Raw genomic sequence first — 22,792 nt, 5'->3', positions numbered from 1 at the left:
ATTTTTATACATTTGTTTGTTTGGTTATTGCATTCGGCCCGGGCTTCGAAATCAGGACCTTATGCGATTATTAGTTGATTAATTATTGTCGACTACCAATTATCCAGAGGTGCCGCCAAGCACTTCTGGTTTTTTTGGAATCGTTTTTAATTTATTTAGAAACGATTACCCTCCTTCCTTCAAGTTTAAAATGTACTTTTCCTGTTAACTGAATATGGTTGAGCACTTCTGAAATATTTGTGCCTCTCGACATCCAACCTCCCAGCATTAAATTTTCTGGTGCAGTTTCTTCATAAACTATTTCTACATCATACCATCGGGCTACCTTTCTCATCGCGCTACGTAAATCTTCTCTAAATACAAACGCTCCATTTTTCCAGGCAACTGCCATTTCCGTATCTGCCTCTTGTACCTGTATGTTTTGATTACTCAGCTTTGCCAGCTGACCTGGTTTAAGCAATGTTGTTTTATTATCATTTAAAGCAACACTTACGCTTCCTTTAAGTAAAGTAGTTTTAATAAAAGGCTCATCGGCATAGGCATTGATATTGAAATGCGTTCCCAGTACCTGTACCTTTTCAGACTGGGCATTATTTTTAATCACTGATACGGAGAAAGGCACTCTCCCTTTAGCTCCCGCTATATGCGCAACTTCAAAATATCCTTCACCAGTTAAAAATACATGTCTTCCACTTGCCGCAAAAGCTGTCGGATATTTTAAAGACGACCCTGAATTTAGCCAAACTTTGGACCCATCAGGCAGGATAATAGTATATTGTCCACCAATAGGTGTAGTAATGGTATTAAACCCTACACTTTTACCTTTTGTATTTGATGCCTTATAAACCAAAGTTCCCTCTGAAGATTTTGTAATTTCTATTCCAGCTTCGGTTGCAATTTTTCCAACAGCATCCTTATTCAAATCAATTACTCTACCATCAGATAGAGTTAATATTGCCTTATCAGTACCAGCAGGCAGGTCGTATTTTTTTGCAATGACAAACTGATCATGAGTAGTACTGTTATTCTTAAGCATCAGGTAGCCTATTCCTGCGATCAATAATATGCTTGCAGCAATTCCTATTGAAATTGCTTTTTTATATGAACGGTTTAACTTTTGAACTTTAGATAATTCCGGTGCTGTTTGTGAAACATCGGAAAGAATTTTAGTCCAAATTTTGACTCCCAACTTTTCATATTCTATCGGCGGATCAACTGATTCATTTTCTTCAGCTTTTAACAAATACCAGGTTTCGAGCCGGGCATTTTGTTTTGCAGTAAGTTTATTATCAAGATAGTCTTTGATAAATCCACTTATAGTTTGTTTGTTCATGTTTATTATAGGTAGTATAATAGTATGACAGCCAGCTCAAGGCAATGTTGTATCCAATATTAAAAAAAAGTTACTTTTTTATTAATTTATTGAAAAGAGCACTATAATGAGATGAAAAAGGAAGGCAAATGATTACCAAATTTGGTTCGCAGCGTAGAGATGGCTTTGTTCATCTGCGTTTTAACAGTAAGCTCAGAAATATCCATAATACCCGCAATTTCTCTGTAGGAAAGATTTTGTTTTCGTTTTAGCTCGAAAACCTCACGCATCCTAGGAGGTAGTTTTTCAATTTCCTCTTCAATTAGTTTGCTTAAAATGCGTTCTCTAATGAGATGATCGGTGATTTCCTGTGCCTGATCCAAAAATTGACCAAGATCGGTTAAATAAGCATGATGCACTTGATTTTTACTAAAAAAATTCAAAATTGCATTTCTTGTGGAAACATAAAGATATGCTCCAATTGAAGTATCAGATGGCAATTGAGGTGCTTTCTGCCACAACTTGGTAAATACCTCCTGAACTACATCCTCGCTCTCATCCTCTTCTTTGAGCATCCGTAGCGCGTGTTTGTAGAGCAATGGCCAGTATCTGCTATAAATTTCTGAAAAAGCCCTGTTATCCCGATCTATTAATAGCGAAAGTAACTTGTCGTCATGATATGTAGCATAATCCTGATCCATTGATGAGTAAAAATAGAACTTATTTATTGTAAATAGAAATGGGTAAAAGCACACCATTAACAATATGATAATGATCGGGATATAATCTTGTTTCTTAATTAAATGTTATTCAGAATAAATAACCCCTATTTGCTCAATGTTAAGTATCCGCCTTTATCCGTTGAAATATTTAATATTAGATGAGCGTGGATCTTTTAATCTGGAAATAAATAATGTTATGGAGGAATACAGGAAAGAAATCCTCTTTTCATCCTATGAGTTTAAAGATTTCTTACATTTAGTGCATTTATGCGAACCGGCAATCAATTTTGTTTAGGGTTTATTTGGTAATAGAGAACTGTTATGCAAACATACTATCTATAGGACAGTAAAATAAGAATATAGATATACTATTGATATAAGTAGCTTAACAAATGAAAATTATTGTTAATGTTAAATCATTGTAAAGCCATTCATCATTTAATATTAAAATGTATGATAACCTGCTTTCTATAAATAATAACGACGTTTTTATATCAATTACGTTTCAATTGACGTTAATGGGTTATGAAACTTCAAAAATTTTTACTCGTTACCTTACTCATCATTGGCAGCGAACGCCTGTTTGCACAATCAACTTCTACATCTTATACCATGAATCCATTGGAAAGTAATAGAAAGAAAATAGATTCCTTAGATCAGCAACTCATTGAATTATTAGGGCAGCGCGAACTTGTAGTGAAAGAAATAGGGATTTATAAAGCAAAAGAACCACATTCCACCCCTACAGGCCGCACGTTTTCAGCAGGTGCTGGATAAAAATATAGCAGCGGGTAAAAAGCATAATTTATCGCCGGATTTTGTAACTGAAGTTTTCAATGCCATTCACAAAGAAAGTTTAAGAAAAGAAGAGGAAATAAAATCAGGCCATTCCGCACAATAAGCTCATTCAGCTTCATGATTTTATTGAATATCATAGTTTGGCTCCTGGAACTAAACTTAGCAATGCTCAAAAGAGGCTAATATCCAGATTGTGCCAGTCATCAACTGAATTATAGCGCACATGGCCTTGGCAAAGAAATTCCGAAGATTGATTGAAAATAAAGCAGGAAATGAATTGTCTCCTCTGTTTCGGGCCAACAGGCCACCAATTCGATTACTGGATAATGCGGACCTAAGTTCATTTCCATCGGTAATTTTCATTTCTAATCCATCCAACTGCCGGATTTATCTTCAATTCAGACACTACCGCATAATCGCTTAAAGTTTACAAATAGAAAATTGATGTATCGGAAACCGCTGTGTTAAGGCTTGGCAACACTAACGAAGCACACAATATCCTGGATCGACGAACGGAACTTCTTTCAGACGTTAAGTACATTTACAATAAATCGGACACTTTGGAAAAAAGAGAGTTTATAGATATGGTGTTCGACTCAAATCTCCACTATGAAAATGGTATTTATCAAACACCTACGACACAAGATTTTTTAATCCATTAACCAATTGAAATGAGATGTTTAAATTAAAAAAAGACAAAAAAAGGGAGAATTTTTCAATTCTCCCTTTTAGTGCACATCTGGGGACGCCACTTGAACAAATAATTCCATTACTAACACTGTTTGATAATGTGGAACGTAGGCAAAAATAGCCTATTTATGGTAGCGAGAAGGCTGTTTCTAAATTTCTTCCCTTGAACCTAAAAAATGGAAAGTTATATTTTTAACCAAATAAACACCTAAAAAAACGTCCAAAAAAAACGAAAAAATGCATTTTAGGGATCAGAATCGAACCCCATTTAAACAACAATAAAGCATGTTTTTGAACCACTCTGCAATTCAGTATGCAGATTTTTCAAAAATGTCCAAAATTGGGTGTGGGCCCGTTTTTTCTGAGACTCTAAATAAAACGATGTTGAAAATGCTTCAGAAGATAAACTTCTTACCAATGGAAATAATAATCTCTTGTTGCAATCACCAAAAAATATTTTCCTTATTTTTTATTTTATCTATCTACGCAAATACACTGCGCAGTAACTTTATTTCTTTGTCATTAGCAATTAGTGCCGGTTAAGCTGCTATAAAAATTATAACAATATGGATGCAAACGACTCTTCAAACAACTTTGATTACGACAGCTTTATGACCAGGGAATTCCCATATCCTGAAGGTAAATTTCCCGAAATAACAAGACTGCTTGGACATTTTAATAAAATCACCAAGCTACTTCTGGAATGCGCTATACAAAGCCTCAGGGTTGCTAAAAATCATCAAGGAGAAGCAGCCTTTCGAGCCAACACCCGTTACACAATAGTTTGTAACTTCCGTTTGCGAACTATTAATCTAATCAAAATTTTCAGTGACCTGGTGGATCTAAAAGGTGGGGAGATTTTTGATGAGGGTACAGCTAATATCATTGTACGAAGTTTACTGGAGAGTTATTTGGTATATTTTAGGCTTTACAATGGCTGTAAGGGGGATAAAGAAACCCAAACCCTTTACTTCAATATGTATGATCTTTCTTCTGTATTGCATTTCCTGAAATATGGAAAATCATTACAAAATAAAAGGCCCAGTAAGTTTGAAGAAGGAAATGTCAAAACACGCATCAAGAAGCTCATAAACAAAATCAAAAGCAGCGATAACTTTGGAACATTGCCCCTAAGAATACGCAATGCTATTCTGAAAATCGAAACCGGAGACCTAGATTATCTGAATTTTATCAACTTTAATAAACTGATCAAAGATAGCCCATTGCCAACAGAGTTTGTAACCTCATACTATTCTTACGCTTCCTCTTTCGCACATTCTGAAGGGTTTAGTTCTAACCTATCACAAGTCTATTTCCAATCCAGAAAAAAATGGAGAGAACTAAATGAAATGTTCAAATTTAGATTGATTTACATGTGCCTTGCTGTTTCCTCCCAGTTTTATATATCTTTTATTGAATATGATAAAACACAATTGGGAGATGAAAAAGAGCAGGATGTCTGGGAAACACTTTCCCTTTGCAACTACTACCTCACGGCCATAAAAACTAACAAGTAAGCTCAGTGACCGATATTGCAAACCTCGCTTGTCCCGAAATAGTGGGTAAATGGCCATCTGTCGCCAAAATTTAAACATTAGCTTATTCGATTAGGTACCTGTGCGGTCCTGAATTTACTTCATATCCGTTTTTCATCAAATCAATCAGCTATTTTGTATTTGGCGAATGAGGAAGGATTAGCGCCATATTTTTTCTCAAACTCTTGACTTAAGTATTTTTTGTTATTAAAACCAGTCATGAAAGTGATTTCGTTAATGTTGAAGATGTTTCTGCAAGCAATTGGGCTGCCCTTTTCAATCTCACTTCTTTGATTAAATCTGCTACAGCATAATTGGTGAGCTGTTGTACTTTTTTATAAAGTACAGATCTGCTCATCCCCATTTCGTCCGCCAGGTGTTGTTGTGTATTTCGGTGAAAGTGACCCCTCTGTTTCGGGCCAAACTGGCCACCAAATTGATTACCGGATGATGCACATCTAAGTTCCTTTCCCTCCGAACAAATATACACTTCGGATCCAAATCCATTTTCCTCAGGACTTTTCGGTTTAATCCATCTTACTGCCGGATTTATCCTCAATTCAGACCTTTCTAGCGATCAAAATCCATTCGCAGGTACTGGAACGCGTAAAAAAACGCCATACCCCCTTCAAAACAGCGAAGTGACCGTAGTCATCCCGAATAGTAGATATGCTCCCAGGAGCCTTTATTTTATGCAGAAATTGAAAAATTATTCCCGAAAGCCAGTTGCGAAAAAAGCTGATCGAAAGATCAGAACGGCCAGTTTGCCCCGAAACAGGTGGTCACTTTAAAGCGAAATGGGGTGACAGTTTAAATGCGGAACGGCTGGCCATTTTTGCCGAAATGCCCATACACAAAAAATGACGTTTTTTCACCCAAAATCGTTTATTCATAAACGTTTTCCTCCATCCTTTTTGGCCTGCTTTTGCGCATCGATTCACCGATTGCTTCTATGCGATGAGCATTGTGTACTATCCTATCCAGGATCGCGTCAGCTATTGTTTTGTCACCGATCATTTCAAACCATGCACTCACCGGTAATTGCGAGGTAATTACTATGGAATTTTTTCATGCCTGTCTTCTACGATTTCCATCAGCATCGCCCTCGACTGTGCATCCAGCGGATGAAGCCCAAAGTCATCAAGGATCAGCATTTCCGAACGCTCGATCTTCATCATCTCTTTTACATAACTGTTGTCTGCTTTTGCCTGTTTTAGCCTGGTGAACAATTTAGGAGTGCTCCAGTACAGAACCTTATATTCCAGTGCACAGGCCTGGTAACCCAATGCTGATGCAAGGTAACTCTTACCGATACCCGTTGGCCCTGTTATAAGAACATTTTCATGTTTATCAACAAAACCACATTCGGCGAGCCGCATGATCTGCGTCCGGTCAATACTTCTGTCGCGGTGAAAATTAATCTGTTCAACCGATGCTTTATAACGGAATTTAGCCGCATCTATCAGGCGGTTGATCTTCCGGTTCATCCTATCCTCATGCTCGGCTTCCACAAGCTCTGCCAATAACTGATCAGCGGTAAAGCCATCCGTTTTCCCCATTTCTAGGTTTGTTTTAAAGGCATGGAACATGCCGAAAAGTTTCAATTGTCTTAACTTATCTAAGGTTTCAGAATTATTCATGTTTAACTGTGTATATGCTTATTTATAGTATTTTTCGCCTCTGATATTATCATGGCTTGGGGCAGGCCGCTCATTTGCAAACATATTTTCCCTGTGGCTGTCCATATTCTTCTCCAGTATGGATTGTATCGATTTGAATCTGGTATGTACACCGAAATCCATAGCCCTCCTGCATGCACCTGCCAAACGTTCATGTCCAAACTTTTTCGCAAGGCTTAAAACCCCTTCACAAGATCTTGTAATCTGATCCTCATGCCTCCCGCTCTGCAAAATGGCTTCGATTACCAGCCGTACATTTTCATGGATGTCTGTAGCACGCTGTAGAAAAACTGCAGGTGAACGTTCCGAAGAATAACGGTGCAGGTTATTGAGGTGACCGGAATTCGTAGTATAGGCATGGCGTGCCCGATCACGTTTGTGCACCGCAATACGCTCGGCCTTATGGAAAATTTCAACGGTAGATGCGGAAAAAAGAATTTTGACCCTGCAGTTCAAAAACGGACAGGCACACTGTAATAGTGTTTATCCGGTCCGAGGCAAACATGGCCATCAGAAATCCTTTTCATGACAAGCAACCTCGCCAAGACTACCAATAAAATTGACGGACAGCAGTCGGGACTGAGAAATATTAAAGCCAGGCTGGAACATGCCTACCCAAAAAACTATGAATTTAATTATGGCCTGAACGAAAATCATTTTCAGGCGCAGCTTAAGATTACCTATATCTGATCGTGACGAACATTGTTCACCATCCGTGCTCAGTAACCTATCCAAAGCAGGCTCAAAATAAAGACATAAAGAATTAAAAGAAAATTAATGTGACAGGCAATTCAAATACTATAGTTATAAAATCAGGTAATATTCCTAAATTACCATACAAATACCAATAATGAGCGAACCGGTTAGCCAACATATCGTGCCCAAATGTTACCTGCAAAATTTTGCTTTGGAAAAACGTAAAGACGGGTTTTACGTAGATGTGTTATTCAACCAGAATGATGATCGCAAAATCCACAGGCTAAATGTAAAAAACATCTGTAAGATTAGAGATTATTATACTTTCGACGATCTGCCTGAAAATGAAAAACGGTGGCTGGAAAGATATTATTCTAAACATATTGAAAGTATATACCATGATATTTACCAAGCGTTGACCGATCCTGATACCGAGGTTATCGCCCACGAATTGAAGATAAAAATATTGGTTTATATTATAGCACAGGAACTCCGAACACCTAAACTTGCAGAGGCATTAAACTCACTTTCCAATAAAACAATTGAATATGCGTTTTTAGCTCACGAGCAGTTGGGTACGGAAAAGAAAATTTACTCAAAAGACGATAACGAAATATTAAACCTTGAGGGTAAAACGCTGGAAGAAGCTATAAAGGAAAGTAACAATTCAAATAGACAGTCAGCCAACCTGGAAAGTGTCCGAAGGCTTAAACGTCTAGCCGAACTAAAGATGGATTATCACATTGTGGTAACCAGGTACAAAGGGGATTTAGGTTTGATCTCCAGCGACAGGCCGGTACACACTGAGTGGCCGCTCTATTCCCCGGACTGTAAATTTAACCTTCCAATCGACCGAATGCACATGATCAGTCTTTATCCATTTGACAGAGAACTTGCCCCAAATCCTTTGCAAATTTTAAGGTTAAATCATGATCCAATACAATCAGCTTTTTTTGTATCGGTTTATAACATGCACCAAGTTGAAAAAGCAGACCGTTATTTATACGGAGAAAATAGTGATATTCTAAAAGCACTAGATCAGTATGACGAATTAAAAGCTCGAAATAGCATAGAATAAACTATTTTTGGACTGGTAATTAAAAAATCAGGCATACTTGCCAAATATGGATTACTTTCCACGGGACAGCTCTAAAAAATAAGAGCAAATAAAATTCCTTATTCGGCTTGACTATATTCTCTGATATCCTTGAGGTCTGGCATTACCTGAAAGATAGTATTATTAGTTACTCCTTTTGATCATTCCGTTTCTTTCCAATCTTTTGTGAAAATTTCGTTTAATTTATCTCGATATCCAGGTTCCTCTCTGAGCAATTTGTCCATGTTGTGATTAAGCTTCACAATCACCTCAGCAAAATATTTCAAAGGAGGCATCAACACAGTGGTTTCATCATTTACCGTCGTCCATGCAAGCGCGTTAAGGCTGATCTGGTTTTCATGAATGACACCTCCAAAGTCTTCAAACTTATGTTTTAAATGGTGATTGTGTACATGATAATTTTCCCTCTCTGTTTTATGTTTGCATACAGAATTTATAAAGCTCGAAAGTTGCTCCAGTTCTCCAGCCTCGAAAACATTTTGTTCCAAATCCCTACCCATAGAAGTCTTCTTTTTAATGTCTTTTACCTTCCCATGCAGATAAACAAAATCCTCTAGAATTTCGGATGCAATCAACATGATTTTTGTATAGAACCGAAATAGCACTTCAGAGTCCGTTTCATTGAGTGCATCATATCTATTATCATCAAGAAGGTCTGAGAAATTATCCAGCCAGTCAGCAATACTGCACAGAAAACTACAATGCAATCCTTGTCCCGTCAGTTCGTTTTGCCATTTACACACGTAGCTTTCACTATAATTATCTGAAAGCTCCCCTTCGGCACGGGTTCGATTCAGTTCTTCTAACCAATATCTAAAAACTTCAGTTCTGACCGCTTCAAATTTTTTGTTTTCCATGGTTCATTTTTTTTCATCCACTACAATTCGAAAATTTTACTAGCAAAACTCTCAAAGAGTATAATTTTTTCGAACTTCTTCGAAGTCTCTATTTCCTTCAACTCCAACAGATCGAATCCAGAAAAACTGCTCACCCCATCAATAACCACCAATAACCAGCATGACGCAAAATCCGCCGCCGAAATGTATTTATCAAATTTGGCTTCTTTGGACTGAATACGCTTGACCAATAATTCAAGAAAACCCTCCTTGGCGATATATTCTTCAGCCAAAATCAGATCAATTCTCGCATCGTAGCTTGATGTAACCACAACGTTTTCGAGGAATGCCGGCTTTTCTCTGGATTCGCCTGCTAACAAACCCTCAATATAGTCAGCAATCGTTATTGAAATCTTCTTTTTTCCTGGCGGTTAAAGTTCCTGGTATAAAAAGTGGCACCATTCAGGATTGGCCTGGAAAAATTAATAAAGATATTTACCGTGCATTTGAAGTCAAGATTTCTGTTTTTTAAATCAATTTCCGCATCCGTAATCACCTGTTTGGCACTGTTAAATGCTGCTTTAAGCTTTGGATTGATCAACCGTGTATGTTCAATACCTATCGTTCGCCCATCCTGCCGAACGGTAAAATCAGGATATGCGAGTTGTGTTTCTGGTACAATCAGCTCTAATTCTTCTGTAGAGTCTACAATGAAACGTCCAATATCGTTCAATTCTTCAAATTTATCCTGGCTGGTATGTGCCAGCCCCTTTAAATAAAGTTCATAAGGCTGGGTTAATTCAGAAACCTTCATCCAATGGTTTCTATTTCTTTCGGACTCAGCTTTAATATTAATTGGCGGAACTTGATTCAATGGAACTCCATATACGTCTGCTATTCTTTGTCTAATTTCTTCATCAGTACCCTGGTTTGATATTTTAAAGGTTTTCCTGGTTAACAGCGTTTCAGTAGGTTCCCCTCTTACAGATTTCAATAAATTGCCGATTAGTGTCTCTCTGTCCTCGGGTGAGAGTTTTTCGAATAAAGTCATGAAGTCTAAATCCATTGAACGTTATTGTTTTTAAGCATTAAAGCGGGGAAGTTTTTAGCGTTAATTTCTTCTGAAAAGATAAACCGAACCTACTTAAAGTAGAATTCGGTTTTTTAACGCTCTCAAGTGCAATCTAATGAAAAATATTTTGCCAAGAATGGACATGCCATGAAACTTTTCAACAAATGAAACCTCCACCCGATTTTTTATAATTAATCATGCACCAATACTAAGTACCAAGCCCATCAAAACAAATAAAAAGGCACAAAAAATGGTATAAATTATGCCCGCTACAAATACGAATCAAAAACCTAACATCAAAGTGATACCAATTGCTCCTGATCACCATCCGCTGCGTCTTCTCCTGTACCGACTTTTTTACCTTCACCATTTCGACTACTCGCATCTGCTCCGGCAGCCTGGCTTTGAGGTTTGGTATTTGCCCTTGCCAATATCTTTTCGCACTCCTCCCTGACCAACCCCTCTACCTGCACCTTGATCAGCACATAATTCGCCGCAATCTCATCCTGCCTCACTTCCTTGGATCTGGGTATCTGTTTATAGTGTTTTTCTTCCTCCCCAATCGCCAGATGGTCGTTCTGAATCTCACAATGAAACATCTTCAGTTTAATTTTCTCCTCCGGGTTATCTGCCACAATACCCACAAATTCCCCCGATGATAAAGAGGCAATCTTTGAAGCCGGCACTGCATAATCCATTTGCGTAGACCGTGAAATAGAAATATCCGAACTGTTAATACTTTTGCTCTCCTTATCCTGCACAATCTTCCCGAAATTCTCTGACAGCTTTTTTGCCGTATCCCCACTCACCTGCCCGCTGATAATATTGCCGACAATATTGGTGATTACATCCGCCTGCTCTTGCCCATAATCCTTTCTTAACTGCGAAAAATCCTGCAAACCCAAAGTCGTAGCACATTTATATCCCCTGGCCACCGCGATATGACTGTCCATGCCCCCAACAAAAATCGAAGAATATTCATCGAAAACAATACTGCTTTTCAGCATGCCCTTTTTGTTTACCAGTTTTAACATCCGGTTCACATAAAGTGAAAGCACTGCCCCATAGGTCTGCACCTTCTGCGGATTATTGCCCATACAGACAATCTTAGGCTCCAACGGATTATTGATATCCAAAGAGAAATCATTACCGCTCAAAACATAGTATAACTGTGGTGAAGACAGCCTTGCCAGGCCAATCTTGGCAGAGGCGATCTGCCCTTCCAGTTGCGGCATCGCCTTGCGCTGCAGCGCCGAAATAAAAGGATTGATCAGCACCCTGATCTCCGGTTCTTCCTGCAAAACCGCAAATAACCTGTCATATTCCGCCTGGATCAGCTCGATCGCATGCGGTAAAGTACAATAACGGCCATTCTTATATTTCCTTAAAAACCAGATCACCGCCGTTACAAAGTTGATCGCACTCTCCACAAAAAAATCGCCCTGCTTTTTGATCCAGTCCCTATTTAAACCCAGCATTACTGTCCTGCTCGCCTCAGTGGCATCGGTAATATCTTCCATGCTCTGGGGATCCAGCGGATTACAGCGGTGATAAATCCTGTCAAAATCAATTACCCAAAACGTGGGTTTTACCGCATAATTACCCTGATATTTTAACAGTGCATTATAGGCAATGATCGAAAGATCGTCGAACTTGAAATCATATAAAAACATTGAAAAACCCTTGCGGATATGCTGGGTGATCACATGACGGATCACAAAATAACTTTTCCCGGATACCTGGATCCGGGGGTGCCTGTAACCAGCAGCCCCCGGAAAGGATTAATGATATTGATGAAAGAATTCCTGATTTTTCCTTTTAAATTGTACGTGGCTGGCAGGTTTACCGAATATTCATTCTCCAATAAGCGCTCCTCCTGTGGAAAGGTTTCATTCTCGCTGTTAAAGACATCGGTATTTAAAGATGTTTTGATTAGTCTGGAAAGCATTGCACCTCCGGAAAGCATCAAAAGATAACCGGTAGAGGTTATTAGGATATAAATCCCAGCAGTAAGCTGAGCCCCAAATCCTAACCTAAAAACGAAATAGGCCACAAAATATAGCAGTATCCCTGCTATCAGATAAATAACAATTTCTTTTCTTTTGATCTTTTCATCTTTTCTGCCTTTCACTCCCAGCAAGGAAATCGCTAAACACAATAATGCCGCAAGTTTTGGTATCATGAACCCGTCAAAAAACTCGGTCTTTGAAATATTTAAAATTAATCTATCGGTAATCCCTGCCGAGAAGCCCCAGATCTTAAAAGCTAAATAACAGCTGATATAAAAATGGATGCTTAAAATAAAAAGGCTGATCAACCTGGTAAAATCTGTAATCTTTCGCAGGCCCTGTGTATCCTCTCCTGTATTCATGTTTTCTGTTTAAAATTTGAGTTCCTGTTGTTGCCCTTTTCTCTTTTTCCGTTTTTTGTTCCGCAGGGCTGGAGCAAGGGGATCAAATTCTGGCCGGGCCAAAAGCAGATCCATTAAAGTATCCGAAGGTTCGGCCAATAGCTGTGGCGAAACGTTCGGGTTCTGTTTCTGAGCTGACGGCGATTGTACCATCTGCTGCTTATTTTTTTGTTCGGCCATCTTCATTCGCTCTGCAAGAGTTCCTTTGCTTTGGGTATTGGCATATTTAAAACTTTCGCTTATTGGTCTCTCGAAGCCAAACATTTCATCGAATACCTTTTCTCCTGAGGCTTTAAAAGCTATCCGGTCAAATTGCCCGATCTTTTTGGAATGCTCAGGGTTTCTTCCCCTGGAATTGTTCATCGGGCTCAATTTGATAGAATTGGTAATATCCTTACGGCTTACGATAACCTGGATGTGCATCTGCTCCCCAGGTTTTGGTTCTCCTCTTTTGCCCATCCCATTTTTTACCTCTTTGTCCTTCGCTGAATAATAACGGTGGTTTTCCAGTTTGCCGAACCATAACAAATCTTCGTTGACATTGATACCTTTGCGATGAAAGTTGCGGGCGTATTCATCCATAACCTTAATAGCAAATGCTTTTAACTCTTTCTTAGCATTTCTTTCATCGAGCATTTTTAAATGTGCTATCTCTCTCTGGCTCGGAGAGATATTGACCAGGAAAAATTTCGCTTCATGCCCAGAGAGTTTAGCTATATTCCGATCAATTGATCTTTTTACCACATAGGAATCGATCTGGTTATCGCTGCCATTGAACCAATGCTCTGTCTCTTGATGAGGGAATAATCTATTTTCCTTATCCAGGTAATGCACCAACTGCACGCTGCTACCTTTATTGTTTCCTGTTTCGCTTGCCGAAATATTGATGAACATGGTTTATAGATTTTCAATCTGTTTACGTGTCAGTTCAGCCAGCTCTTCCTTTTCTCTGGTCTTAAAAGTGCCCAGTTCTTCTCGTGCTTTGATATAGCTGTTCAATATCTGTAGCACTTTAAGTTTTAGGTTTTCCTTGGATTCCGTTTTCTGTGCAATGAGCTTTATAGCCTTATCATTATCCTGAGCGATTTTGATCAGCAACTCCTGGTTTTTAATTAAGTTTTTATTCGCACCATGTACCTGCTCATTGAAGAATTTAACGATATCCCTCTGATTGGTGATCATTTTATCCACACCCTGCTTGATCGGAACTAACAGCAGATCTTCCTGTGACCGGATAAAAGCCATATAACTTTTATGTCCCTTTGCTAAGGAGATTTTTAATAGTTCATCGTTCAGATCGGTTGGATCCTTTTTATTCCGATAGAAATAATCCACCATCTGCGCGAAAACCGTCCGCTTGGAACGGCCCAGGGCAAGGCTGATCTTTTGCAGTTTATCATCCGTTACCTTGGTATATTTTATCGCGTTCAGATTTTCCATTACCATGTTGTTCGTTGAAAGGGAATTCTTTAGGGATATCCTTTATTGGCCATGGCTGCACTTCTAGTCTACCAAAGAATTCCCGGAGAATTCTCTAGATGCGCTTGTAGCCTGCTACAAAGGCATAAAGTGAGGCCCAGCCCAACTTCCGCTTGCTCCTTTTCCTTTAGGGGAAAAGGACAACCGGCGAAGAAACCGAGCCGTGCTTTTAAACTGAATTAACCCGTGTTATGATTGTGGCTTTTTAATAAGCATAGCGGCTAAAATGGGTTTCCCCAATTCATTGGCTTCTACTGTTAATACCAGTAAAGTTCCAAAAGGCAGATAACGCACTTCGAACTCTCCAGCCAGATACTTGCCTTGATTTGCAGCTTTCCGGTAGACTGGTAAACTAATCTTTTTTCCTAAATCAGGTAAAGTAAAAAAACAGTTAATGGTGAGCCCGCTTTTTGACCACAGCATAAAGTCTAGTTTAGCTTGATAGCTCCCCAGCGGCACATCCTCCCTGGTATAAGGATAATTTTTAGGTTCTAATTCGATCTCCAGTTCAGGGGTTAATTCGAGCACAGTTGTTTCCATGTTTTCCAAAATTGATTGCCCAAAATTGCTAAGGAAAAAACTAGCGGTAACCAATATTGGATAGATTGGATTAACCTAAGATCGTAATATTACCTGCAAGTCAGATCTCAACCGAAAATAACCCATCAAAAAAAAATGGACTTGATAATTCAACCAGATAAATCGTTTTTATGATCCCCAACGCGCTGCCATATCAACTAATTTTGTGTAATTGAGGAAATATTATTGGACATACCATATATTTTATCGAGATTTAATATACCGAATAAACCTCTTATTTCCAATAACATAGATTATGAAAATCAAAACTAATTGGATCTTACCCTCACTGTTCCTTACGGTGACCTGGACAGCACTTTCAGCACAGGATCTCGCTGATAAAAGGCTGGCGGAAAAACCCGTGGACACCTCGATTGTATTTTTCAACCCGAAAAAATCCCGCCAGAACAGCTTAAAACTATTTATCAAGCGCTGGCAGAACTATCAATTAAAAAAGAGGCAGTCACCTCACAGACCATTGCGAAAGGCGACAACCTCAACCTTATTCTGGACCAAAAATATAACCTCAAATCCAATGGCCATAAAACCCTGACTGATTTTATGACCAAATTCCTAAAGGCAACCAATGGTATCGGTAACGACAATAAGATCATTGCCGGAAAAGAGCTTGTGCTCCCCAAGATTCCAATACAGGATACTGGAAGCTATACCGGTGCCTTTACACAATACTTTGATCTTTATAATAATAAAAGTTACTTTTCCTCCACAGCATCACTCGCTGCCGCAATTCCTACGGACCCAAAATCAAGGGATGGGAAAGCTTTTAATGAGGCTAAATATTTTGCCTATAAACTTTCTGGAAATGATTTGGATGCACTGATCAGTAAAATCTCAAAACCGCTTTTTGACAAACTTTATGGGCATGCGATAACTGAAGTAAAAGACAATAAAATCCTTGAAATTGATGATATAGGAGCCGAAACCGACACCTTGAGAACCCTGGAAACAAACCAGGTCAAAGATTCCTCGATTGTAGCCATCGTGAGCAAAATACCCGCTGATTATTTTGAAGGATACTATGTACTTGACTATTTTCCTGGCAGTACCAACCATGGGAAAAAAGTACTGGATGTGATCAGTGAAAGATTTGCACAATATGGCCTGGATACCATAGGAAAACGGATTGTCCCCGTACCGATCAATTATTTTCAAAACCAACCCTCAGGCCTGGCTTTGCTTAAACTCTACTACCAGATCAATAGCTCAAGCTACACAGATCCTGACTTCGAAAACATTCCCGGCATGGGGCTTGTCTTAGCATTAGAGCAACTTAAAGAATCGAAGTACGTTGACTGCGAGAAATGTATACCGCAAGGCTATTTGAACGTTATCTTCAAGCATTATTATAGGCTTAACCCTGACCTGATATCCTCCTCATTTTATGTTACCTTGGAAGAAGACGTTTCCCCAATTTATACCCAACGGGCGAAAACAAACCTTCTTACTGCGGTGCTAAATGATCCGGGAGAAATTGAAAATATATTAAACGCCAGCCAGGATACCTCCCGAAGATCGACAGCCAAGCAACCATTGTACAATTATGTCCAAAAATATCCCAATGCGCCAGTGATAATGGTCGGTAACCGGACCGGCCCGGGCCAATTTAAAGGCTGGCACTCCAAATACGGAAACAATGTAACCGTTTTAGGGCAGGGAACCGGATGGGGCACCAGCACCAGCACTATACAGCCCAAAGAAACAGGAACGAGTTTCGCCACACCGGATATAGGTGCACAGCTTTACATTGCCAAAGCCTATTGGAAACAGCAGGGAGTTCCGCAGAACCCCTATGAATCCCGCATCCGTCTGCTGCTTGCCACAGATATAGAACCTGCATTTGTAGGAAAATTTGCATCTGGAGGAGCAGTCAATATTAAGAAGTTATTACAGACGGGCTCTGGATATATCGAAAAAAATTCAGGTGAAATTGTACCGATAACCTACGATATGGGTCTGATCGGTTTTGATGATGGTACTTCAAAAAGACTTGGACGTAGTTTTCGGGTCGGCGACGCGCTCACAGATGCCAGTTGCGGTATTGCCCGGTCCGGAAATGATTTTTACCTCTTTAGCGAAAATGCACTATTGTGGCATCCTATCAAAATGGCCTCCATTAAGATCAAGATATCTACAGGCACAGACACGATTGAAATCAACAACAAAGAGCTATTCATTGAAAATTTCAAACAATTAGTTTTACTTAAAAAATAAATAACATGTCTAGATTACTTTTGCTATCACTAATGGTGCTATTGGGCAGCGTGACTGCCAATGCCCAGAACTACAACAAATTAATGGGAAAGGCCATTAAAAAAGCTATTGGAAACGACCTTAAAGGCTATGAAACCTTTAGCTATCCCACGGATAATTATGGGCTCATTACCTCTTTTGACAACAAGTCGACCAAAGCAAAGAATTTCCTATGTGATATGTGGAACTGCATCGGACAGGAAAGGCCTGCAACATCTTCTCCAGACTGGCTTAGCATGAAAGGCTTCGCAGCAGTTGGGGCGGGAGGCTCAGTTGACCTAACTGATGAAGAAAAAAGACCTTTGCACTCAAAATCCTGCTTCCCAAAATTTATGATGTGGTAGGCCTTACCTCCAATATTGAAAATGAAAAAACAGCAAAAGTGACGCTGGCCATCGGCAAAGCCTATATCAGGATGTTACGCAAAAAACCAATACTTGACTATATCAAAACCTTGGATTCTTCTATCCCTTTGAAAGAGGCATTTGATGAAGGACGTCTGGCCATTATAGTAGCAGACTGCGTAATCGATGGTTTATCTGTCACTGTAGAAGTAGATCAAAAAAAGGCTGCTGAATTCGATAGCAAGATTAATTTCCCTACCAATACTGTTGCCGGGAAGATCTTAAGTGATGGAGAACTGTCCTTATCGGTAACCAAGGATAATGTGGGAACCTATACCTTCAAGGTTTCACATCCGGTAATCTATGCCCGGCTTGCAAAAAAACAACCTAGCTCAGGTGAACTCAGTGCCGATGATGACAAAGCCCTATTTGATGACTGGGGACCTGTGGATTCCGGTGAATTTGCAGAGCGCATAACCGTTAAAAAGTAACAAGGGCATTAAAGGCATATTAACTTAACCGTTAATATGCCTTTTTCCAACCAGACATCGTAAGCACTTCGCTCAACAAGCCTTTGTAAAATCAGCTATGATTGGCTCAATTTAAATTTATACTTTAGATTTCGATTTGTCAGATTTATTAATGAAACATAAAGTCTTTATCAGCAAAGGTACTGCTACCACACCGGAACAAACAGCTTTTGTAACCTCCATCTTGGACACCCTTGAGCTGAGCGGACTGGATTCCAGGATTATGAATGGGAATGAATGGTCGCACGAACAACCTTTAAAGGCGATAAAAAAAGTCATATCCGAATGTGAAGGGCTTGTTATCATCGCATTTACCAGAAGCCATTTTGATAGCGGTTATGAATACCAGCGTGGAGTGGCCCAAACACTTAACGACATTTCCCTTCCCACCACCTGGAACCATATAGAAGGCGCTTTGGCCTATTCTTTAGGTATGCCAATTTTAGTTATTGCGGAAGATGGGCTAAAATCCGAGGGATTAATCGAACAAGGTTACGATTGGAGGGTATACTGGACCAGCCTGGATCCCGACATTTCTAAAGCACAGAGTTTTCGTGGTGTTGTAGAAAGCTGGAAATCCGCAATTCAGCAGTATAGCGAATCCAAAAAGAGAAAAGAAATAATAGATTTGGAAAAGCTAACGCCTAAGATGTTATTCCATTCCCTAACTATTGCGCAAATAGCAGCGGTACTCGGCACAATCATTTCCATTCTGGTTGCTGTTTCGGCGTTCAGCTATAAATATGGCAGTGGAAAATTCCCATGGGATAGTTAAACCCAATATTAAATATCTTCGACTTTTACGAGCTTATTTTTGATGGCAAAGAGCACTAAGCCCTGTCTATTTTTTATATTGAACTTTGTAAATAAAGCTGCGCGGTACCCATCGACAGTTTTTGGACTCAAAAACATTTTCTCTGCAATTTCATCATATTTCATCTCCGAGCAGGCAAGTTTCAAAAACTTGAGTTCATTCTCACTGATCTGGTTCCAGATCAATTGCTCAGCAACCTCTCCCCGCTCGACCTCATCGTTCTGAAGCGCATCTATGAGTTTCCCGGTCAAAAAATCCGTATAATAATAGCCTTTGTTTGATATGGCCTGCAAAGCTTTATGTATATCTTCCTCCTCAATATCTTTCGAAAGATATCCCTTAACACCTAGACGAAGCATTCTTGTTATCGCCTCATCAGTCTCAACCATAGAGACAACAAGTACCGCGATACCTGGATGGTTTGCCTTTAGCCAAGCCATCGTTTCATAACCGTCCATATCAGGCATATCAATATCGAGCAAAAGAATATCGGGGAGTGCCTTTTTATCCAGTTTCCTGATCATATCCTTTCCCCTTCTGCTTCCAAGACAATCAGATAATTTGTGTTTTCTGCGGGATTGATCAGTTTTATGAGGCCTTTTCTGAAAAGGTTATGATCATCAACGATTCCTATTTTGATGGGGTTTCTTCTATATGTCATTTACTGGCAAACTGTGAAATATTGAAAGGGATAGTGATTTCTGCAATTGTTCCTTTGCCGGGTTCAGTCTTGAGCTCAAATTCTCCATTAATTAGCTTTGCCCTCCCAGCCATGTTAAGCAGGCCTGTACTCTCTAGTTCCACAGCGTGTTCAAAAACCTGCTGTTTATCAAACCCTATACCATCATCTTCAATACTCAAATATAACCTATCCGGCTGATAGTCCAACAATACCGATATTTTTTTTGCCTGCGCATGTTTTACAATATTGTTCAAAACTTCCTGGCAAAGTCGGTAAAGTACGATTTCCTGACCTGAAGGCATCCGTACAGGAACACCGTTCTGTAGATAAAATACTTCATATTTCTTTGTTTTCTCTAGGCGGGAAAGTTCATTTTCAAAGGCCTTGATAAAACCTGCCTTCATTATGAAATCAGAGTTCAGTGATACACTAAGCGTCTTTACTTCCTGCATCAATTCCTTCGCCAGCAGTTTGGTCTCGCTAATCTGTTCGCGTACCTCCCCTGAGCTCTGTGAAATTATAACTGAAAGGTTTATGTTGATAAGCGATACCAAATGGCTAAAGTTGGCATGTAGTTCTTTGGCGATATGGTCCAGTGTTCTTTCCTGTATCTCCAATTTAGACTGCAATATGGTCTGATTAAAAGATTCACGAAGTTCCAAGACTTCCCGCTGATGCAAAAATCTCTTTTTTGCTGCTGAAAGAAAAAATAACCGGCAAGAAGTACAAATCCGAGCAAGAGCAATGTAGATATTAAAACCGTTAAGATAATTTCTTCGGAATAGGCTTGTGACATAAAAAAGCAATTAGATAAAATGAATACATCAAAATATTCAATACCAATAAGATATTAAATAGGGCAATAGCTAAAGGCAGGTTTGTCCGGCTCAGATAGTTCATAAATATAAAATTAGGCAGGCTTACCGAATGAAACACCAATACTCCAGTGGCTATCCAGAACAATGGCTGTTTATGTACCAACTGAGGATTTTTTCTGTTCAGCTCCTGAAGAAAGTAAGCCGATGATAGCACAACCGTTATCAGTCCCCCAAAAATAATGGTATAGGTATTGAGTTTGGCAAGGCCCTGAACGAAACCGACATTGATCACTGCAAAGAGAAAATATAGTAGTCCGAAAGGCCACATCGCCTTTTTGATCTTTTGACTTTCCAGCATTTTACAGAAAAAGACAAGATAGAACAGATATTCTGGGATGATGTAAAGATTGTAGATCCATAAATTGGATTTTGGGAAATCCCAATATGGTCCCTGATGGAAAAACAGCTTCCAACCAACAGCAAGCCATTCAACAACCATAGTGGCCAGGAGAAAAACAGAAAACCATTTAAAAGGAATTGCCCATTCCCTTATCAAAGCTTTGATACTTATTATCGCACTGACTGTCAGCGGAAGGAGGTAAAGGAAATGGGCAAATCTTGGCATGGCTTAAGATACGTCTTCTTTCGGAAATTCCATACCTTCCTCATCACAGATGGGCGGACATGGCGAGCCCACATTGAAATCCTTAGGTTTCAGTCCCTCCATCGAGCGGGACTGAAAATCAGGAGCGTCTTCGATAGTGATATCCCTGTGGGCATTTCCCTCTGCACGCGTCATAACCATAAGCAGGCACAACTGCCCACTATATGCATCATTTTCCCCATAAGTTCCAAAATAAACCCTTAATCCATCTGCATCCGCTTTGTTCATTTCTTCCAACAGGTGGGAAATATGTTCTCTAGTATACCATACTGCCTGGGTTTCTGACCTGCCCATTGCATTAGAAAGCAGATTGTGTTTTGTTTTTTTGAACCGTAAAATGCGTTCGTTAGTGATTGTTTTTCCGACAAAGAAAAACGGGAGTGACTTAGCACCATCTTGTTGTAACATAATTTTAAATTTATTTTGTGAAATAATCAGTTGCAATTATACTTCAGCAAAGAAGCCAGATCAATAGTAGGTCCCTCAGCGATAGCCCTTGACACCGCTTTTAGCCTGTTTTCAGCACTTTTACAGGACAAACCCTGGTCTATTTCAGGATAAACCCTCCCCCGCATCCTAAAAAATCACCAAGTATGTATTTCTTTTCAGTAAAGAGCGGGCGGTTAAAACTGTACTGGATCAGCCGGTAGGATGTATTAATGCATAAAAGGGGTTTTTCCTGAGCGAATCAGGTTTTTACCCAAAGCCATTACCAATAGTTTTGCTGGCATAAATCACAAAAATATGGCACTATACACCGGCAATTATTTAAAAAATCTCACCCGAACAAAAACAGCAACAGAAAGAGTAAAACTGATGACCGAATCACAGGTTACGCACCACACTTTCGATATTTTCCTTTGCCACAGCTACCTGGATAAAGAGATTGTCGAAGGTTTATATTTGGAACTTACTAAGATGGGTTTTAAAGTTTACGTCGACTGGATCATTGATCCTCAACTGAACCGCAGTGATGTTACAAAAGATGCAGCAGAACTAATCCGTAGACGGCTGAGATCATCAAAAAGCTTGCTGCTTGCCCTATCGGCCAATGCAGGGCTTTCGAAATGGGTTCCTTGGGAGCTTGGTTATGTAGATGGGAATACCCAGCAATGCGCACTTTTACCTGTATCTACAGATGATCTGTCCAGGAGTTCATTTCACAGGACAGAATACCTTAAACTATACCCATATGTTGAAAAGCCAAATGACCTTTCACGCTTCAGGGACAAACTATGGGCAGTAGAGGGTGCATACACCTATGTAGATTTTCAGGAATGGATCAAGGGGAAAAAACCTTCCTATTCTTCAACCAGCTTTTTTTAATCCAATCATTATAAACATTTAAATTTAACTACAATGCCACATCCAAGAGTATTTATCAGTTTCGACTTTGATAATAACAAAACCGACAGAGATTTCCTTGTAGGCCAGGCCTACAATACCAAAACACCATTCGACATGCAGGATTGGTCAAGCAAAGAGGCACTTCCCCAAAGAGAATGGGAAGCCCTGATCAATGCAAAAATCAATAAATGCAACATGGTCATCGTATTGATCGGAAAAAAACCAGTACCGCGATCGGCGTAATCAAGGAGATTGCATTTGCAAAAGCCAATAACATTCCCACATTCGGGATTTTTGTCGGAGGTGCTGATTCCTCATGTCGCCTTCCCCAGGGTTTGCCGCTAAACCGGATTATAAAATGGAACTGGGAAAGTATTCTTAGCGCAATGAAACAATG

General features: G+C 39.5%; 28 protein-coding genes and 1 pseudogene. 12 read left to right on the top strand and 17 right to left on the bottom strand.

What is annotated here, in order from left to right; genetic code table 11:
• Positions 1 to 151: 151 nt before the first annotated feature.
• Both ACQ86H_RS06130 and ACQ86H_RS06125 read right to left on the bottom strand, forming a co-directional pair.
• Complete coding sequence (locus ACQ86H_RS06130; RefSeq protein WP_431294164.1) at positions 152 to 1,333, bottom strand: FecR family protein; 1,182 nt, start codon at positions 1,331 to 1,333, stop codon at positions 152 to 154.
• A gap of 101 nt (positions 1,334 to 1,434) precedes the next feature.
• On the bottom strand, positions 1,435 to 2,013 hold the full coding sequence (locus ACQ86H_RS06125; protein ID WP_431294163.1) for an RNA polymerase sigma factor: 579 nt from the start codon (positions 2,011 to 2,013) through the stop codon (positions 1,435 to 1,437).
• A gap of 546 nt (positions 2,014 to 2,559) precedes the next feature.
• Between ACQ86H_RS06125 and ACQ86H_RS06120 the strand changes: the two genes are divergently transcribed.
• From ACQ86H_RS06120 to ACQ86H_RS06110, 3 genes are all read left to right on the top strand, one after another.
• A complete protein-coding gene (locus ACQ86H_RS06120; protein ID WP_431294162.1) occupies positions 2,560 to 2,811 on the top strand; it encodes a chorismate mutase in 252 nt (83 codons plus the stop codon).
• Positions 2,801 to 2,935: a hypothetical protein gene (locus tag ACQ86H_RS06115; protein ID WP_431294161.1), complete on the top strand. Its 135-nt coding sequence runs from the start codon at positions 2,801 to 2,803 to the stop codon at positions 2,933 to 2,935. The genes ACQ86H_RS06120 and ACQ86H_RS06115 overlap by 11 nt, the downstream gene beginning before the upstream one ends.
• Before the next feature lie 1,153 nt (positions 2,936 to 4,088).
• Complete coding sequence (locus ACQ86H_RS06110; protein ID WP_431294160.1) at positions 4,089 to 5,039, top strand: DUF5677 domain-containing protein; 951 nt, start codon at positions 4,089 to 4,091, stop codon at positions 5,037 to 5,039.
• Between the two features lie 235 nt (positions 5,040 to 5,274).
• Here ACQ86H_RS06110 and ACQ86H_RS06105 read toward each other — a convergent pair whose 3' ends face one another.
• From ACQ86H_RS06105 to ACQ86H_RS06095, 3 genes and pseudogenes are all read right to left on the bottom strand, one after another.
• Positions 5,275 to 5,616 (bottom strand): helix-turn-helix domain-containing protein, encoded by a 342-nt coding sequence (locus ACQ86H_RS06105; protein WP_431294159.1) that lies wholly within the window; start codon positions 5,614 to 5,616, stop codon positions 5,275 to 5,277.
• A gap of 326 nt (positions 5,617 to 5,942) precedes the next feature.
• Positions 5,943 to 6,616, bottom strand: a pseudogene (gene istB, locus ACQ86H_RS06100) (IS21-like element helper ATPase IstB).
• Positions 6,617 to 6,715: 99 nt separating this feature from the next.
• The gene (locus ACQ86H_RS06095) at positions 6,716 to 7,120 is read right to left on the bottom strand and encodes a hypothetical protein (protein ID WP_431294158.1); all 405 of its coding nucleotides are present in this window, start codon (positions 7,118 to 7,120) and stop codon (positions 6,716 to 6,718) included.
• A gap of 141 nt (positions 7,121 to 7,261) precedes the next feature.
• Between ACQ86H_RS06095 and ACQ86H_RS06090 the strand changes: the two genes are divergently transcribed.
• On the top strand, positions 7,262 to 7,426 hold the full coding sequence (locus tag ACQ86H_RS06090; protein ID WP_431294157.1) for a hypothetical protein: 165 nt from the start codon (positions 7,262 to 7,264) through the stop codon (positions 7,424 to 7,426).
• Positions 7,427 to 7,586: 160 nt separating this feature from the next.
• Positions 7,587 to 8,510: a DUF4238 domain-containing protein gene (locus ACQ86H_RS06085; RefSeq protein ID WP_431294156.1), complete on the top strand. Its 924-nt coding sequence runs from the start codon at positions 7,587 to 7,589 to the stop codon at positions 8,508 to 8,510.
• Between the two features lie 179 nt (positions 8,511 to 8,689).
• Here the strand turns inward: ACQ86H_RS06085 and ACQ86H_RS06080 are convergent, their stop codons facing one another.
• The 8 genes from ACQ86H_RS06080 to ACQ86H_RS06045 all read right to left on the bottom strand — a co-directional run bounded on the left by ACQ86H_RS06080 (position 8,690) and on the right by ACQ86H_RS06045 (position 14,886).
• Positions 8,690 to 9,406 (bottom strand): hypothetical protein, encoded by a 717-nt coding sequence (locus tag ACQ86H_RS06080; RefSeq protein ID WP_431294155.1) that lies wholly within the window; start codon positions 9,404 to 9,406, stop codon positions 8,690 to 8,692.
• Positions 9,407 to 9,426: 20 nt separating this feature from the next.
• Positions 9,427 to 9,765 (bottom strand): hypothetical protein, encoded by a 339-nt coding sequence (locus ACQ86H_RS06075; RefSeq protein ID WP_431294154.1) that lies wholly within the window; start codon positions 9,763 to 9,765, stop codon positions 9,427 to 9,429.
• A gap of 23 nt (positions 9,766 to 9,788) precedes the next feature.
• Positions 9,789 to 10,451 (bottom strand): hypothetical protein, encoded by a 663-nt coding sequence (locus ACQ86H_RS06070; RefSeq protein WP_431294153.1) that lies wholly within the window; start codon positions 10,449 to 10,451, stop codon positions 9,789 to 9,791.
• A 302-nt stretch (positions 10,452 to 10,753) separates the two neighbouring features.
• The gene (locus ACQ86H_RS06065; protein ID WP_431294152.1) at positions 10,754 to 12,175 is read right to left on the bottom strand and encodes a type IV secretory system conjugative DNA transfer family protein; all 1,422 of its coding nucleotides are present in this window, start codon (positions 12,173 to 12,175) and stop codon (positions 10,754 to 10,756) included.
• Positions 12,172 to 12,828, bottom strand: coding sequence for a YWFCY domain-containing protein (locus ACQ86H_RS06060; RefSeq protein ID WP_431294151.1), 657 nt, complete (start codon positions 12,826 to 12,828; stop codon positions 12,172 to 12,174). The genes ACQ86H_RS06065 and ACQ86H_RS06060 overlap by 4 nt, the downstream gene beginning before the upstream one ends.
• A gap of 9 nt (positions 12,829 to 12,837) precedes the next feature.
• Complete coding sequence (locus ACQ86H_RS06055; protein WP_431294150.1) at positions 12,838 to 13,761, bottom strand: DUF5712 family protein; 924 nt, start codon at positions 13,759 to 13,761, stop codon at positions 12,838 to 12,840.
• Positions 13,762 to 13,764: 3 nt separating this feature from the next.
• Complete coding sequence (locus tag ACQ86H_RS06050; RefSeq protein ID WP_431294149.1) at positions 13,765 to 14,307, bottom strand: BfmA/BtgA family mobilization protein; 543 nt, start codon at positions 14,305 to 14,307, stop codon at positions 13,765 to 13,767.
• Between the two features lie 228 nt (positions 14,308 to 14,535).
• A complete protein-coding gene (locus ACQ86H_RS06045; RefSeq protein ID WP_431294148.1) occupies positions 14,536 to 14,886 on the bottom strand; it encodes a hypothetical protein in 351 nt (116 codons plus the stop codon).
• A 295-nt stretch (positions 14,887 to 15,181) separates the two neighbouring features.
• Here ACQ86H_RS06045 and ACQ86H_RS06040 point away from each other — a divergent pair, with 295 nt between their 5' ends.
• The 5 genes from ACQ86H_RS06040 to ACQ86H_RS06020 all read left to right on the top strand — a co-directional run bounded on the left by ACQ86H_RS06040 (position 15,182) and on the right by ACQ86H_RS06020 (position 18,845).
• Positions 15,182 to 15,478 (top strand): hypothetical protein, encoded by a 297-nt coding sequence (locus tag ACQ86H_RS06040; protein WP_431294147.1) that lies wholly within the window; start codon positions 15,182 to 15,184, stop codon positions 15,476 to 15,478.
• Positions 15,479 to 15,486: 8 nt separating this feature from the next.
• Positions 15,487 to 17,157: a hypothetical protein gene (locus tag ACQ86H_RS06035; protein WP_431294146.1), complete on the top strand. Its 1,671-nt coding sequence runs from the start codon at positions 15,487 to 15,489 to the stop codon at positions 17,155 to 17,157.
• A gap of 5 nt (positions 17,158 to 17,162) precedes the next feature.
• A complete protein-coding gene (locus tag ACQ86H_RS06030) occupies positions 17,163 to 17,540 on the top strand; it encodes a hypothetical protein (protein WP_431294145.1) in 378 nt (125 codons plus the stop codon).
• Positions 17,534 to 18,031: a hypothetical protein gene (locus ACQ86H_RS06025; protein ID WP_431294144.1), complete on the top strand. Its 498-nt coding sequence runs from the start codon at positions 17,534 to 17,536 to the stop codon at positions 18,029 to 18,031. The genes ACQ86H_RS06030 and ACQ86H_RS06025 overlap by 7 nt, the downstream gene beginning before the upstream one ends.
• 151 nt (positions 18,032 to 18,182) lie before the next feature.
• The gene (locus ACQ86H_RS06020; protein ID WP_431294143.1) at positions 18,183 to 18,845 is read left to right on the top strand and encodes a hypothetical protein; all 663 of its coding nucleotides are present in this window, start codon (positions 18,183 to 18,185) and stop codon (positions 18,843 to 18,845) included.
• A gap of 8 nt (positions 18,846 to 18,853) precedes the next feature.
• Here the strand turns inward: ACQ86H_RS06020 and ACQ86H_RS06015 are convergent, their stop codons facing one another.
• The 4 genes from ACQ86H_RS06015 to ACQ86H_RS06000 all read right to left on the bottom strand — a co-directional run bounded on the left by ACQ86H_RS06015 (position 18,854) and on the right by ACQ86H_RS06000 (position 21,456).
• Entirely contained in the window at positions 18,854 to 19,408 is a 555-nt protein-coding gene (locus ACQ86H_RS06015; RefSeq protein ID WP_431294142.1) for a response regulator, read from the bottom strand.
• A 133-nt stretch (positions 19,409 to 19,541) separates the two neighbouring features.
• Positions 19,542 to 20,372, bottom strand: coding sequence for a sensor histidine kinase (locus tag ACQ86H_RS06010; RefSeq protein ID WP_431294141.1), 831 nt, complete (start codon positions 20,370 to 20,372; stop codon positions 19,542 to 19,544).
• Positions 20,329 to 21,009 carry a hypothetical protein gene (locus ACQ86H_RS06005; RefSeq protein WP_431294140.1) on the bottom strand — a complete coding sequence of 227 codons (681 nt, stop codon included), beginning with the start codon at positions 21,007 to 21,009 and terminating at the stop codon, positions 20,329 to 20,331. Before ACQ86H_RS06005 ends, ACQ86H_RS06010 begins: the two co-directional genes overlap by 44 nt.
• A 3-nt stretch (positions 21,010 to 21,012) precedes the next feature.
• On the bottom strand, positions 21,013 to 21,456 hold the full coding sequence (locus tag ACQ86H_RS06000; protein WP_205056278.1) for a hypothetical protein: 444 nt from the start codon (positions 21,454 to 21,456) through the stop codon (positions 21,013 to 21,015).
• Positions 21,457 to 21,792: 336 nt separating this feature from the next.
• Here ACQ86H_RS06000 and ACQ86H_RS05995 point away from each other — a divergent pair, with 336 nt between their 5' ends.
• Positions 21,793 to 22,374 (top strand): TIR domain-containing protein, encoded by a 582-nt coding sequence (locus ACQ86H_RS05995; RefSeq protein ID WP_205056277.1) that lies wholly within the window; start codon positions 21,793 to 21,795, stop codon positions 22,372 to 22,374.
• A gap of 33 nt (positions 22,375 to 22,407) precedes the next feature.
• Complete coding sequence (locus ACQ86H_RS05990; RefSeq protein WP_431294139.1) at positions 22,408 to 22,638, top strand: hypothetical protein; 231 nt, start codon at positions 22,408 to 22,410, stop codon at positions 22,636 to 22,638.
• Positions 22,639 to 22,792 lie beyond the last annotated feature (154 nt).

The sequence above is a fragment of the Pedobacter sp. P26 genome (genome assembly GCF_050632135.1).
Taxonomy (GTDB): domain Bacteria; phylum Bacteroidota; class Bacteroidia; order Sphingobacteriales; family Sphingobacteriaceae; genus Pedobacter.
The sequence above is the reverse complement of the archived record's forward strand: the minus strand, read 5'-3'. Positions and strand labels throughout refer to the sequence as shown.

What these genes read in the sequence shown, in the direction of transcription:
- ACQ86H_RS06130 (WP_431294164.1), bottom strand. Translation starts at nt 1,333, where the DNA reads ATGAACAAACAAACTATAAGTGGATTTATCAAAGACTATCTTGATAAT.
- ACQ86H_RS06125 (WP_431294163.1), bottom strand. Translation starts at nt 2,013, where the DNA reads ATGGATCAGGATTATGCTACATATCATGACGACAAGTTACTTTCGCTA.
- ACQ86H_RS06120 (WP_431294162.1), top strand. Translation starts at nt 2,560, where the DNA reads ATGAAACTTCAAAAATTTTTACTCGTTACCTTACTCATCATTGGCAGC.
- ACQ86H_RS06110 (WP_431294160.1), top strand. Translation starts at nt 4,089, where the DNA reads ATGGATGCAAACGACTCTTCAAACAACTTTGATTACGACAGCTTTATG.
- ACQ86H_RS06090 (WP_431294157.1), top strand. Translation starts at nt 7,262, where the DNA reads ATGACAAGCAACCTCGCCAAGACTACCAATAAAATTGACGGACAGCAG.
- ACQ86H_RS06085 (WP_431294156.1), top strand. Translation starts at nt 7,587, where the DNA reads ATGAGCGAACCGGTTAGCCAACATATCGTGCCCAAATGTTACCTGCAA.
- ACQ86H_RS06080 (WP_431294155.1), bottom strand. Translation starts at nt 9,406, where the DNA reads ATGGAAAACAAAAAATTTGAAGCGGTCAGAACTGAAGTTTTTAGATAT.
- ACQ86H_RS06070 (WP_431294153.1), bottom strand. Translation starts at nt 10,451, where the DNA reads ATGGATTTAGACTTCATGACTTTATTCGAAAAACTCTCACCCGAGGAC.
- ACQ86H_RS06060 (WP_431294151.1), bottom strand. Translation starts at nt 12,828, where the DNA reads ATGAATACAGGAGAGGATACACAGGGCCTGCGAAAGATTACAGATTTT.
- ACQ86H_RS06055 (WP_431294150.1), bottom strand. Translation starts at nt 13,761, where the DNA reads ATGTTCATCAATATTTCGGCAAGCGAAACAGGAAACAATAAAGGTAGC.
- ACQ86H_RS06050 (WP_431294149.1), bottom strand. Translation starts at nt 14,307, where the DNA reads ATGGAAAATCTGAACGCGATAAAATATACCAAGGTAACGGATGATAAA.
- ACQ86H_RS06045 (WP_431294148.1), bottom strand. Translation starts at nt 14,886, where the DNA reads ATGGAAACAACTGTGCTCGAATTAACCCCTGAACTGGAGATCGAATTA.
- ACQ86H_RS06040 (WP_431294147.1), top strand. Translation starts at nt 15,182, where the DNA reads ATGAAAATCAAAACTAATTGGATCTTACCCTCACTGTTCCTTACGGTG.
- ACQ86H_RS06035 (WP_431294146.1), top strand. Translation starts at nt 15,487, where the DNA reads ATGACCAAATTCCTAAAGGCAACCAATGGTATCGGTAACGACAATAAG.
- ACQ86H_RS06030 (WP_431294145.1), top strand. Translation starts at nt 17,163, where the DNA reads ATGTCTAGATTACTTTTGCTATCACTAATGGTGCTATTGGGCAGCGTG.
- ACQ86H_RS06020 (WP_431294143.1), top strand. Translation starts at nt 18,183, where the DNA reads ATGAAACATAAAGTCTTTATCAGCAAAGGTACTGCTACCACACCGGAA.
- ACQ86H_RS06015 (WP_431294142.1), bottom strand. Translation starts at nt 19,408, where the DNA reads ATGATCAGGAAACTGGATAAAAAGGCACTCCCCGATATTCTTTTGCTC.
- ACQ86H_RS06005 (WP_431294140.1), bottom strand. Translation starts at nt 21,009, where the DNA reads ATGCCAAGATTTGCCCATTTCCTTTACCTCCTTCCGCTGACAGTCAGT.
- ACQ86H_RS06000 (WP_205056278.1), bottom strand. Translation starts at nt 21,456, where the DNA reads ATGTTACAACAAGATGGTGCTAAGTCACTCCCGTTTTTCTTTGTCGGA.
- ACQ86H_RS05995 (WP_205056277.1), top strand. Translation starts at nt 21,793, where the DNA reads ATGGCACTATACACCGGCAATTATTTAAAAAATCTCACCCGAACAAAA.
- ACQ86H_RS05990 (WP_431294139.1), top strand. Translation starts at nt 22,408, where the DNA reads ATGCCACATCCAAGAGTATTTATCAGTTTCGACTTTGATAATAACAAA.